The organism is Bradyrhizobium sp. SBR1B (genome assembly GCF_014198205.1).
Taxonomy (GTDB): Bacteria; Pseudomonadota; Alphaproteobacteria; order Rhizobiales; family Xanthobacteraceae; genus Bradyrhizobium.
In genome coordinates this window covers 98,114-110,320 of the sequence record NZ_JACIHC010000009.1, presented here as the reverse complement: position 1 = coordinate 110,320, position 12,207 = coordinate 98,114, and the positions used below count along the sequence as shown (strand labels likewise).

Annotated in this window: 10 protein-coding genes; 6 read left to right on the top strand and 4 right to left on the bottom strand. The window is 65.1% G+C overall.

What is annotated here, in order from left to right:
- Position 1: 1 nt before the first annotated feature.
- The 4 genes from GGD61_RS23100 to GGD61_RS23085 all read right to left on the bottom strand — a co-directional run bounded on the left by GGD61_RS23100 (position 2) and on the right by GGD61_RS23085 (position 3,334).
- A complete protein-coding gene (locus GGD61_RS23100) occupies positions 2–880 on the bottom strand; it encodes a branched-chain amino acid ABC transporter permease (protein ID WP_018318825.1) in 879 nt (292 codons plus the stop codon).
- Between the two features lie 13 nt (positions 881–893).
- The gene (locus tag GGD61_RS23095) at positions 894–1,607 is read right to left on the bottom strand and encodes an ABC transporter ATP-binding protein (protein ID WP_018318824.1); all 714 of its coding nucleotides are present in this window, start codon (positions 1,605–1,607) and stop codon (positions 894–896) included.
- Complete coding sequence (locus tag GGD61_RS23090) at positions 1,604–2,401, bottom strand: ABC transporter ATP-binding protein (RefSeq protein ID WP_018318823.1); 798 nt, start codon at positions 2,399–2,401, stop codon at positions 1,604–1,606. Before GGD61_RS23090 ends, GGD61_RS23095 begins: the two co-directional genes overlap by 4 nt.
- 66 nt (positions 2,402–2,467) lie before the next feature.
- Entirely contained in the window at positions 2,468–3,334 is an 867-nt protein-coding gene (locus GGD61_RS23085; RefSeq protein ID WP_026202076.1) for an IclR family transcriptional regulator, read from the bottom strand.
- A gap of 131 nt (positions 3,335–3,465) precedes the next feature.
- Here GGD61_RS23085 and GGD61_RS23080 point away from each other — a divergent pair, with 131 nt between their 5' ends.
- From GGD61_RS23080 to GGD61_RS23055, 6 genes are all read left to right on the top strand, one after another.
- Positions 3,466–5,562 (top strand): 3-hydroxyacyl-CoA dehydrogenase NAD-binding domain-containing protein, encoded by a 2,097-nt coding sequence (locus GGD61_RS23080; protein WP_092254325.1) that lies wholly within the window; start codon positions 3,466–3,468, stop codon positions 5,560–5,562.
- A gap of 220 nt (positions 5,563–5,782) precedes the next feature.
- The gene (gene pimA / locus GGD61_RS23075; RefSeq protein ID WP_092254327.1) at positions 5,783–7,465 is read left to right on the top strand and encodes a dicarboxylate--CoA ligase PimA; all 1,683 of its coding nucleotides are present in this window, start codon (positions 5,783–5,785) and stop codon (positions 7,463–7,465) included.
- Positions 7,462–8,649, top strand: coding sequence for an acetyl-CoA C-acyltransferase (locus GGD61_RS23070; RefSeq protein WP_183231194.1), 1,188 nt, complete (start codon positions 7,462–7,464; stop codon positions 8,647–8,649). Before pimA ends, GGD61_RS23070 begins: the two co-directional genes overlap by 4 nt.
- A 16-nt stretch (positions 8,650–8,665) precedes the next feature.
- On the top strand, positions 8,666–9,856 hold the full coding sequence (gene pimC, locus GGD61_RS23065) for a pimeloyl-CoA dehydrogenase large subunit (RefSeq protein WP_018318818.1): 1,191 nt from the start codon (positions 8,666–8,668) through the stop codon (positions 9,854–9,856).
- Between the two features lie 163 nt (positions 9,857–10,019).
- On the top strand, positions 10,020–11,162 hold the full coding sequence (gene pimD / locus GGD61_RS23060) for a pimeloyl-CoA dehydrogenase small subunit (protein ID WP_092254331.1): 1,143 nt from the start codon (positions 10,020–10,022) through the stop codon (positions 11,160–11,162).
- Between the two features lie 150 nt (positions 11,163–11,312).
- Positions 11,313–12,086: an SDR family NAD(P)-dependent oxidoreductase gene (locus GGD61_RS23055; protein WP_092254333.1), complete on the top strand. Its 774-nt coding sequence runs from the start codon at positions 11,313–11,315 to the stop codon at positions 12,084–12,086.
- Positions 12,087–12,207 lie beyond the last annotated feature (121 nt).

The window sequence follows — 12,207 nt, the reverse complement described above, 5'->3', positions numbered from 1 at the left end:
ATCAAACTCGCTTGACGATGTGCCGGCCGAACAGGCCAGCGGGTTTGACGACCAGGACGGAGATGATCAGCGCAAGCGCGATCGGGAGTTTCAGCTCGTTGCCGACGCCGGGGATGTAGGTGCCGGCGAGGTTCTCGAAGACGCCGACCAGGAAGCCGCCGACCACGGCGCCGAACGGGCTGGAGAGGCCGCCGAGCACCGCCGCGGCAAAGCCGTAGATCAGCACGCCGCCCATCATGTTCGGCTCGAGGAACACGACCGGTGCGATCAGCATGCCGGCGATCGAGCCGATCGCGGTCGCCATGCCCCAGCCGAGCGCAATCATCCAGCTGGTGTTGATGCCGACGAGGCGGGCCGATTCAGGCACGGAGGCGGCCGCGCGCATGGCAAGACCGATCCGCGTGTACTGGAAGAAGAAATAGAGGCCGAGCAGCAGCAGCACCGTGACGCCGATCATGCCGGCCTGGTGGGTCGAGATCAGCTGGCTGCCGAGGAACGGCGCGGAGCCGAACGGGGTCGGGTATTGCTTGATGGTGAAGTCCCAGATCAGGCCCGCCGAGGAGTTGATGATCGCGAACAGCGCGATGAAGCCTGCGACGTTGGTCAGAACCGGTGCCTTTGTCAGCGGCTTGAACAGGATCCGCTCGATCGCGATGCCGGCGACGAAGGAGAAGGCCAGCGTGATCACGAAGGCGGCCCAATAAGGCACGCCCCACTGCATCAGCTGCCACGAGATGAAGGTCGAGAACATCGCCATCTCGCCCTGCGCGAAGTTGAGATGGTCGATGGCCTGGTAGATCATGACCACGGCGAGCGCCATGCAGGCGTAAATCGCGCCCGTGGCAATGCCGGCCAGGACCTGGTTGGTGAACAGCTCCATTGTCCCGGCTCCCTCAGTAACCCAGATAGGATTTGCGGATTTCTTCGTTGTTCGCGATGTCCTTGGCGTTGCCCGACATCACGATGCGGCCGGTCTCGATCACATAGGCCTGGTCGGCGAGCTCCAGCGCGAGCTGGGCGTTCTGCTCGACCACCAGGATCGACACCTTGTCCTCGCGGTTGATCTTGCCAAGGATGCCGAACAGGTCGCGGACCACCAGCGGCGCGAGGCCGAAGGAGGGCTCGTCCAGCAGCATCAGCCGCGGTCGCAGCATCAGGGCGCGGGCGACCGCGAGCATCTGCTGCTCGCCGCCGGAGAGTGTGCCGGCCTGCTGGGTGTGGCGCTGTTTCAGCACCGGGAAATGCGCATACATTCGCTCGATGTCGGAGACGATGCCGGCGCTGTCCTTGCGGGTGATGGCCCCGAGCTGGAGATTCTCCTCCACCGTCATGGTGGTGAAGGTGCCGCGGCCCTGCGGCACATGGGCGATGCCGAACCGCACGATGCTCTCGGTGGAGCGGTTGTTCAACGGCTTGCCGTCGAACTCGATGCCGCCGGTGGAGCGCACCATGTTGCAGATGGCGCGCAGCGTGGTGGTCTTGCCGGCGCCGTTGGCCCCGAGCAGCGTCACCAGCGAGCCCTCGTTGAGCGAGAAGGACAGGCCATGGAGCGCCTGGACCTGGCCGTAATAGGCGCGCAGGTCCTTGACGTTGAGCAATGTCGTCATTGGTCCTTGCTCCCGAGATAGGCCTTGATGACGTCGGGGTCCGCCTGCACCTGGGCCGGCGTGCCTTCCGCGAGCTTCTTGCCGAAATTCAGCGCGACGACGTGGTCGGCGATCGACATCACGAGTCCCATGTGATGCTCGACCAGCAGCACGGTCATGTGGCGCTCGTCGCGGATCTTGCGGATGAGATCGCCGAGCACGTAGACCTCTTCGTGGTTGAGGCCACCGGCGGGCTCGTCGAGCAGCAGGATCTTGGGATCGGCAGCCAGTGCCCGGGCCAGCTCGACACGCTTCTGCGTGCCGAAGGGCAGGCCGGAGACCACGGTGTGGGCGACGTCCTCGAGGTCGAGATAGGCGAGGATCTCGTGCACCTTCTTGTTGACGCTGGTCTCGCTGCGGCGAACCCATGCAAGCTTCAGCGAGTCGCTGATGATGTCGCTGGACGTCCTCGAATGCGCGCCGACGCGGACGTTGTCCATCACCGAGAGGTTCGGAAACAGCGCCACGTTCTGGAAGGTGCGGCCAATGCCGATCTCGGCGATCCGGTGCGGCGGCCGCGTCAGGATGCTCGCACCCTCCATCAGGATGTCGCCGGATGACGGCTGGTAGAGCCGGGACAGGCAGTTGAAGAGCGTGGTCTTGCCGGCACCGTTGGGGCCGATCAAGCCGAGGATCTGGCCCTTGTGCATGTCGAAGGACACGCCGTTGAGCGCGATGATGCCGCCGAACACGACGCTGACGTCGCGAACCGCGAGCAGGGGCGATGTCCCCTGCGCGAGCTGTGCCTGCGTCATCTCGTCTCGCTCACGGCATTCAGTGAGCGAAGGAGCGATGTGAACCGCTCCCGATGATGACAAAGGCTATCTGAATCCCTCGGCCACACGCGCAACTTTTCCTCCTGATTTCAGCTTTTTGCTGACGTCTTTTTTGGAATGCGGCATTAGACCCCCGAGCGCCGCTTCGATGTTCCTTACCATCGCTAAGAGACGCGGTCCAATGTCGTTGATCAAACGCTCTTCCGTGAAGCGGAATGCGGGCGCGCCGCAATTGAATGCGTAGGGACCGGTTCCGTCGTTGAGCCTGAGTGCGACGCCGGCGGCGCCGATGTCGTCGTGCCAGTCGCCGACGGAGATCGCAAAACCATATTTCGCGACGGTTTCGCCGGAACGTTCCAGCCCGTCGCGCATCTTGGGCCAGCGGCTGCCGTAATGTTCGCGCAAGAGGCGGGACAGGTCTGCGCGGTCCGCGTCGTCGAGCGCCCAGAAATAGGCGCGGCCCATCGCGCTGGTTGCAATCGGCACGCGAGAGCCGACGTCAAGTTGAACCCCGACAGTCTCGCTGCCGCGACTTTGCCCGAAATAGATCATGCTGTGACGGTCGCGTCCGCCGACGGCGACGGCACCGCCCGTCGCGCGCATCACTTCCTCGCGGAACGGCTCGGACAAATGCCGAACGCCGAGATTGGCGAGCGCGGCGTAGCCGAGCGACATCGCCGCGGGTGTGAGCTGATACTTCTCGAAGCGGGGAACCGGCGCAAGATAGCCCAGCTTGGTCAAGGTGTAGGTCAGCCGAGACACGGTCGGCTTCGGCAGGTTGGTGCGAGCCGCAATCTCCTGATTGCCGAGAAGGCCGTCATTGGGGTGGAATGCGCGCAATACGTCCAGTCCGCGGGAAAGCGCGACGACGAAATTCCGATCGGTCGCAGTCTTCTTTCCTGTACGCTTCATCCCTGATCTGCTTCTTGCGCGGAGTCGTTGACAAGCCACGTGCTTCAAAATAACCCTGCCGTCAAGATGCGGAATTAAATTCCGCACCGCGAAATCGAACAAAAGTAAATCCCCACCAAGGAGGGAACACCGTGAGCGAAGTGGTCAAGCTTGAGCGTCATGACGAAGTCGGGATCGTCACGGTCGACAGCCCTCCGGTCAACGCGCTGAGTGCCGCGGTCCGCGGTGGCATCCTGGAGTGCATCAAGGCTGCGATTGCCGATCCCGCCATCAAGGGCATCGTGCTGACCTGCGCCGGCCGCACCTTCATCGCCGGTGCCGACATCACCGAATTCGGCAAGCCGCCGAAGGCGCCCGCCCTCAACGACGTGCTGTCCGAGATCGAGAATTCGCCCAAGCCCGTGGTTGCCGCGATCCACGGTACCGCGCTCGGCGGCGGCCTCGAGGTCGCGCTCGCCTGTCATTTCCGCGTCGCGGTGAAAGAGGCCAGGCTCGGCCTGCCCGAGGTGAAGCTCGGTCTTCTGCCGGGCGCCGGCGGTACCCAGCGCCTGCCCCGCGCGGTCGGTCCCGAGCTCGCGGTCAAGATGATCGTCGGCGGTGATCCCATTGGTGCGGCCGAAGCGCTCAAGAACGGCCTGATCGAGGAAATCATCGAGGGGCCGGCATCGGGCGGCGAAGCCTTCGTGCGAAAGCTGCTGGCCGAGAAGCGTCCGCTGCGGCGCCTGCGCGACGACGATTCCAAGATCGCGGCGGCCAAGGCCGATCGCTCGATCTTCACCAATGCGGTCGCCGCCATGACCAAGAAGTCGCGCGGCCTGGAGGCGCCGTTCGCCGCCGCCGACGCCGTCGGCTACGCCATTGACCTACCCTTCGACGAAGGCCTGAAGAAGGAGCGCGAGGGCTTCCTGAAGCTCGTCGCCAGCGATCAGTCCAAGGCGCAGCGTTATGCGTTCTTCGCCGAGCGCGAGGCTGCCAAGATCGCGGGCGTTCCTGACGGCACCAAATCGCGTCCCGTGAACCGGGTCGCCATCCTCGGCGCCGGCACCATGGGCGGCGGCATCGCGATGTCCTTTGCCAATGCCGGCGTTCCCGTCACCCTGATCGAGACCGGCGAGGAGCAGCTCAAGCGCGGCATGGGCATCATGCAGAAGAACTGGGAAGCGACCGCGGCGCGCGGCGGCATCCCGGCCGACGCGCCCGCCAAGCGCATGGCGCTGATCAACGGCGTCGTCGGTATCGAGAATGTCGGCGATGCCGATCTCGTCATCGAAGCCGTGTTCGAGACCATGGCGGTGAAGAAGGAAGTGTTCGGCAAGCTCGACCAATACGCCAAGCCCGGCGCCGTGCTCGCCTCCAACACCTCGTATCTCAACATCGACGAGATCGCGAAGTCGACCAAGCGTCCCCAGGACGTGCTCGGCATGCACTTCTTCTCGCCGGCCAATGTCATGAAGCTGTGCGAGATCGTGCGCGCCGACAAGACTGCGCCGGACGCGCTGGTGACGGCGGTGACTATCGCGCGAAAAATCGCGAAGGTGCCGGCCGTGGTCGGCGTCTGCGACGGCTTCGTCGGCAACCGCATGCTCGCCCAGCGCGGCAAGCAGTCCGAGAAGCTGCTGTTCGAAGGCGCGCTGCCGCAGCAGGTCGACGCCGTGGTGACGAAGTTCGGCATGCCGATGGGGCCGTTTGCGATGGGCGACCTCGCCGGCCTCGACATCGGCTGGCGCTCGCGGAAAGACCGCGGCATCAAGTCGGAGATCGCGGACGCGCTGTGCGAGGCCGGCCGCTTCGGCCAGAAGACCGGCAAGGGCTATTACAAGTACGAAGCCGGCAGCCGCTCGGCGCTGCCCGATCCGGAGGTCGAGAAGCTGATCGACGAGACGCTTGCGCGTCTCGGCCGCAAGAAGCGCGTCGTCAGCGACGACGAGATCCTCGAGCGCATGATGTATCCGATGATCAACGAGGGCGCGAAGATCCTCGAAGAGGGCATCGCGGCGCGTCCCTCCGACATCGACGTGGTCTGGCTCTATGGCTATGGCTGGCCGATCTATCGCGGCGGCCCGATGTTCTGGGCCGACAGCGTCGGTCTCAAGCACATCGCCGATCGCCTGGCCTTCTACGCCAAGGAGACCAACGACCCGAGCCTCGAGCCCGCACCGCTGCTGAAGAAGCTCGCGGCCGAAGGCAAGACGTTTGCGTCGCTGGCGGCGGCGTCGAAGGCGGCGTGATCGGATTGGGTGCTGCTGCGATGTCGCGCTCCGGGCAAAGCTCTCTCCGTTCCCTCCCCCCTTGTGGGGGAGGGGCAGGGAGGGGGGTGGCCCCGGGCGAGATCGGAATTTGTGGCTATCCCCTTCCCCAACCCTTCCCCACAAGGGGGAAGGGAGCCCGTCCGCCGGTGCCCACCTCACACGACCCGGCGACTACCGTTTTGCAGAGTATCGATCGCCAATGACCCATCCCGGCGAACAGTTCTATCCCGAGGGCGTGCGGTGGGACGACACAATCGTCCAGGGCACGCTGCCTGACCTGCTGTCGAAAGCTGCCGCCGATTACGGCCCGCGGCCCGCTCTGGAATTTCGAGATCGCCCGATCACATACACGGAGCTCGCAGCTCAGGCCGAGCGCGCGGCGGCGGCGTTTCTGCGCGCCGGCTGCGGCAAGGGAACGTCCATCGCGCTGTTTCTGGGCAACTCGCCGGACCATCCCGTCAACTTCTTCGGCGCGCTGAAGGCAGGCGCCCGCCTCGCGCATCTGTCGCCGCTCGACGGCGAGATCGCGCTGACGCACAAGATCTCGGACTCCGGCTCGCGCCTGCTGGTCACCTCGAACCTTGCGGCGCTGCTGCCGACCGCGCTGAAGTTTTTGGAGAAGGGGCTGATCGACCGTCTCGTCGTCTGCGAGGACGATCATTGGGGCAAGGTCGGCACGCCGCAGGCGGCGATCCCGGATGATCCCCGCATCGTCACCTTCAAGGCCTTCACCGAGGGCGCGACCGCGCCGGCGGCGTGGCCTGTCGTAACGGCCGACGACGTCGCGCTGCTGCAATATACCGGCGGCACCACCGGTCTGCCCAAGGGTGCGATGCTCACCCACGGCAATCTAACCTCGGCAGTGTCGATCTACGACGTCTGGGGCAAGCCGGCGCGCGCCGCGCGCGGCGAGACGATCGAGCGCGTCATCTGCGTGCTGCCGCTGTTCCACATCTACGCGCTGACCGTGGTGCTGCTGTCCTCGCTCAGCCGCGGCAATCTGGTCTCGCTGCATCAGCGCTTCGACGTCGAAGCCGTGATGCGCGACATCGAGGTCAAGCGCGCGACGTATTTTCCGGGCGTACCGACGATGTGGATCGCGATCGCCGCGCTGCCTGATCTGGACAAGCGCGACTTCTCCTCGCTCGCGACTATCGGCTCCGGCGGCGCGCCGCTGCCGGTGGAGGTCGCGAACTTCTTCGAGCGCAAGGTCGGCAAGAAGCTGCGCAGCGGCTGGGGCATGACCGAGACCTGTTCGCCCGGCACCGGCCATCCGCCGACGGGGCCGGACAAGCCCGGCTCGATCGGCCTGATGCTGCCCGGCATCGAGCTCGACGTCGTCGCGCTCGATGATCCCAAGCGCGTGCTTGCGCCGGGCGAAGTCGGGGAAATCCGCATCAAGGGCCCGAACGTCACCAGGGGCTACTGGAACAAGCCGGAGGGATCCACGGACGCCTTCGTCGACGGCCGCTTCCTCACCGGCGACATCGGCTATGTCGACACCGACGGCTATTTCTTCCTGGTCGATCGCAAGAAGGACATGATCATCTCCGGCGGCTTCAACGTTTATCCGCAGATGATCGAGCAGGCGATCTACACCATTGCTGGCGTGCACGAGGTGATCGTGCTCGGCATCCCAGACCAGTATCGCGGCGAGGCCGCCAAAGCTTTCATCAAGCTGAAGCCGGACACAAAGCCGTTCACGCTCGACGAGCTGCGCGCGCAGCTCGCCGGCAAGCTCGGCAAGCACGAATTGCCGGCCGAGGTCGAGTTTGTCGACGATCTGCCGCGTACGCCGGTCGGAAAATTGTCGCGCCACGAATTGCGCCAGCAGCAGAAACCGTCACAATCCACTAAAACCGCATCAGGAGCTCGTTCTTGACCGACGCCGTCATCGTTTCCACCGCCCGCACCCCGATCGGCAAGGCCTATCGCGGCGCGCTCAATGCCACCGAGGGCGCAACCCTGCTCGGCCACGCCATCGGCGAAGCCGTCGCGCGTGCCAAGGTCGATCCGAAGGAGATCGAGGACGTCGTGATGGGCGCGGCGCTGCAGCAGGGCGCGACCGGCGGCAACATCGCGCGCAAGGCGCTGCTGCGCGCCGGCCTTCCCGTCACCGTCGCCGGCACCACCATCGACCGGCAATGCGCCTCGGGTCTGCAGGCGATCGCGCTCGCCGCGCGCTCGGTGATCTTCGACGGCGTCGAGATCGCGGTCGGCGGCGGCGGCGAGTCCATCTCGCTCGTGCAGAACGACAAGATGAACGGCTTCCACGCCCAGGACCCGGCGCTGCTCAAGATCAAGGGCGAGGTCTACATGCCCATGATCGACACCGCGGAGATCGTCGCCAAGCGCTACGGCATCTCGCGCGAGAAGCAGGACGAGTATTCGCTGGAGAGCCAGCGCCGCACTGCGGCAGCCCAGCAGGGCGGCAAGTTCAAGGAGGAGATCGCGCCGATCACGACGCAGATGGCAGTCACCGATAAGGCGACCGGCGCCGTGTCGATGAAGGACGTCACGCTGTCGCAGGACGAAGGTCCGCGCCCCGAGACCACGATCGAAGGCCTCGCCGGCCTCAAGCCCGTGCGCGGTGAGGGCTTCTCGATCACCGCCGGCAATGCCAGTCAGCTCTCCGACGGCGCCAGCGCCTCCGTCATCATGAGCGACAAGGAAGCCTCGAAGCGCGGCCTCAAGCCGCTCGGCATCTTCCGCGGCTTCGTCTCCGCCGGCTGCGAGCCGGACGAGATGGGCATCGGCCCGGTCTTCGCCGTGCCGCGCCTGCTCAAGCGCCACGGCCTCACCGTCGACGACATCGGCCTGTGGGAGCTGAACGAAGCCTTCGCGGTGCAGGTGCTGTATTGCCGCGACAAGCTCGGCATCGACCCCGACAAGATCAACGACGACGGCGGCGCGATCGCGGTCGGCCATCCCTACGGCATGTCCGGCGCGCGCCTCACCGGCCACGCTTTGATCGAAGGCCGCCGCCGCAAGGCGAAATATGCGGTGGTCACCATGTGCGTCGGCGGCGGCATGGGCGCGGCCGGCTTGTTCGAGATTTTGCAGTAATTCACAGGAGGATCCGATGGATCTCGCATTCACGAAAGAAGAACAGGCGTTTCGCGAGGAAGTGCGGCAGTTCTTCCGCGACAACGTGCCGCCGGATACGCGGCGCAAGATGGTCGAGGGGCGTCACCTCAGCAAGGACGAGATGGTGACGTGGTGGCGCATCCTCAACAAGAAGGGCTGGGGCGTCAGCCATTGGCCCAAGCAATATGGCGGCACCGGCTGGACCAGCGTGCAGCACTACATCTTCAACGAGGAGCTGCAGTCCTATCCGGCGCCGCAGCCGCTCGCCTTCGGCGTCAGCATGGTCGGCCCCGTCATCTACACCTTCGGCAACGAGGAGCAGAAGAAGCAATATCTGCCGCGCATCGCCAATGTCGATGATTGGTGGTGCCAGGGCTTCTCCGAGCCCGGCTCCGGCTCCGACCTTGCCTCGCTCAAGACCAAGGCTGAGCGCAAGGGCGACAAATGGATCATCAACGGCCAGAAGACCTGGACTACGCTCGCCCAGCACGCCGACATGATCTTCTGCCTGTGCCGCACCGATCCCGGCGCCAAGAAGCAGATGGGTATCTCCTTCATCGTGTTCTCGATGAAGTCGAAAGGCGTCACGGTGCGCCCGATCCAGACCATCGACGGCGGCGTCGAGGTCAACGAGGTGTTCTTCGACGACGTCGAAGTTCCCTACGAGAATTTGATCGGCGAGGAGAACAAGGGCTGGGACTACGCCAAATTCCTGCTCGGCAATGAGCGCACCGGCATCGCCCGCGTCGGCGTCTCCAAGGAGCGGCTGCGCCGCATCCGCGATCTCGCCGGCAAGGTGGAATCCGGCGGCAAGCCGATCATCCAGGACGCTGCGTTCCGCGAGAAGCTCGCCGCGTGCGAGATCGAGCTGAAGGCGCTCGAGCTGACTCAATTGCGCGTCGTCGCCGACGAAGGCAAGCACGGCAAGGGCAAGCCCAATCCGGCCTCCTCGGTGCTGAAGATCAAGGGCTCCGAGATCCAGCAGACCACTACCGAGCTGCTGATGGAAGTGATCGGCCCGTTCGCCGCGCCCTACGACGTGCATGGCGACGATGGCTCTAACGAAGCCATGGACTGGACCGCCCAGATCGCGCCGAGCTACTTCAACAACCGCAAGGTCTCGATCTACGGCGGCTCCAACGAGATCCAGCGCAACATCATCGCCAAGGCGGTGCTGGGGCTGTGAGTCAACAATGACGGTGTCGTCCTCCGCGAAGGCGGGGGACCCAGTACGCCGCGGCGGTCGTGAGTACGGCAGGCGGCTGCGTTTACTGGATCCCCGCCTTCGCGGGGATGACGTCTGAGGGTGAGGCGACGGCAGGGCAATTCCCGCCGATTTGGAGAGAAACATGGATTTTGATCTGAACGAGGAGCAGCGGCTTCTCAAGGAAAGCATCGACGGCCTGCTGACCGATTCCTACGATTTCGAGCAGCGCAAGAAGTACATGAAGGAGAAGGGCGGCTGGAGCAAAACCGTCTGGCTCAAGCTTGCCGAGCAGGGCCTGCTCGGCCTGCCCTTCAGCGAGGCCGATGGCGGCTTCGGCGGCGGCGGCGTCGAGACCATGATCGTGATGGAGGCGCTCGGCAAGGCGCTGGTGCTCGAGCCGTATCTGGCAACGGTCGTGATCGGCGGCGGCTTCCTGCGCCATGCCGGCACCGACGCGCAGAAGGCCGCGCACGTGCCCGGCATCATCGACGGCAGCAAGACGCTGGCGTTCGCCCAGCTCGAGAAGAACTCGCGCTACGATCTCTTCGACGTCTCGACCACGGCGAAGAAGAAGGGCGACGGCTGGGTCATCGACGGCGAAAAATTCGTCGTGCTCAACGGCGAGAATGCCGACACCTTGATCGTCACCGCGCGCACCAAGGGCGAGCGCCGCGACAGAAACGGCATCGGCGTGTTCCTGGTGCCGGCGAATGCCAAGGGCGTGACCAAGAAGTCCTACCCGACCCAGGACGGCCTGCACGCCGCCGACATCACGCTCACCGGTGTCGAGATCGGCCCCGATGCCGTGCTCGGCAATCCCGAGGATTCGCTGGCGCTGATCGAGCGTGTCGTCGATGAAGCCCGCGTCGCGCTCTGCGCCGAGGCGGTCGGCCTGATGGACGAATCGCTCAAGACCACGGTCGAGTACATCAAGACGCGCAAGCAGTTCGGCGTCGCGATCGGCTCGTTCCAGTCGCTGCAGCACCGGGCGTCCGACATGTTCGTGGCGGCCGAGCAGGCCCGCTCGATGTCGATGTTCGCGACCATGGCGAACGATTTCGAGAACGCCAAGGAGCGCTCCAACGCCATCGCCGCGGCCAAGGTGCAGATCGGCAAGTCGCTGAAATTCGTCGGACAGCAGGCCATCCAGCTGCACGGCGGCATCGGCATGACCATGGAGGCGAAGATCGGCCACTACTTCAAGCGCCTCACCATGATCGAGAACTCGTTCGGCGACACCGATTACCACCAGCGCCGCGTCGCCGATGGTGGCGGGTTGATCTGAGGCCAAGCAACGACTGTCATCCCCCGCGAAAGCGGGGGATCCAGTACGCCGCGGCTTCTCGATTCAAGCCGCGCCGCCTCTGGAATACTGGATCGCCCGGCCAAGCCGGACGATGACACCGAGCAAGTTCAATCAACGGAGGCAACAACAATGAAAAACACCCCGTTCGATCTCACCGGCAAGGTCGCCGTGGTCACCGGCTCCAGCCGCGGCATCGGCCGCTCTTCCGCCGAACTGCTGGCGAAACTCGGCGCCAAGGTCGTGGTCTCCTCGCGCAAGGCTGACGCCTGCAAGGAAGTCGTCGACGGCATCATTGCGGCTGGCGGCGATGCCACCGTCATCCCCTGCAACATCGCGCGCAAGGCCGAGGTCGAGGCGCTGATCGCGGGCGCCACCAGGCATTACGGCAAGATCGACATCCTCGTCTGCAACGCCGCGGTGAATCCCTATTACGGCCCGCTGCTCGACATCACCGACGAGGCCTTCGACAAGATCATGGGCTCGAACGTCAAGAGCAACATCTGGCTCTCCGCGCTCGCGATTCCGCAAATGGCCGAGCGTGGCAACGGCTCCGTCGTCATCATCTCCTCGATCGGGGGCTTGCGCGGTTCCACCGTGATCGGCGCCTACGGCATCTCGAAAGCGGCCGACTTCGCGCTGTGCCGCTCGCTCGCCGGCGAGTGGGGCCCGAAAGGCGTCCGCGTCAACTGCATCGCGCCCGGCCTCGTCAAGACCGATTTCGCCCGCGCGCTGTGGGAAGACGAGGCCATGCTGAAGCGCCGCACCGCCGCCACGCCGCTGCGCCGCATCGGCGAACCCGACGAAATCGCCGGCGCGGTCGCCTATCTCGCCTCCGACGCCTCGAGCTTCATGACCGGCCAGACCATCGTGATCGACGGCGGCGTGACGACGGCGGCGGTGTAGCCTTTCAACGACTTGCAATTGTAGTGAAGTGGCGCTCCACTTCACCCTCCCCTGGAGGGGGCCGGGACGAGCGTAGCTCGCCCGTGGGTCGCTCGCGCTCAGCGCGAGCGGGGTGGGGTGA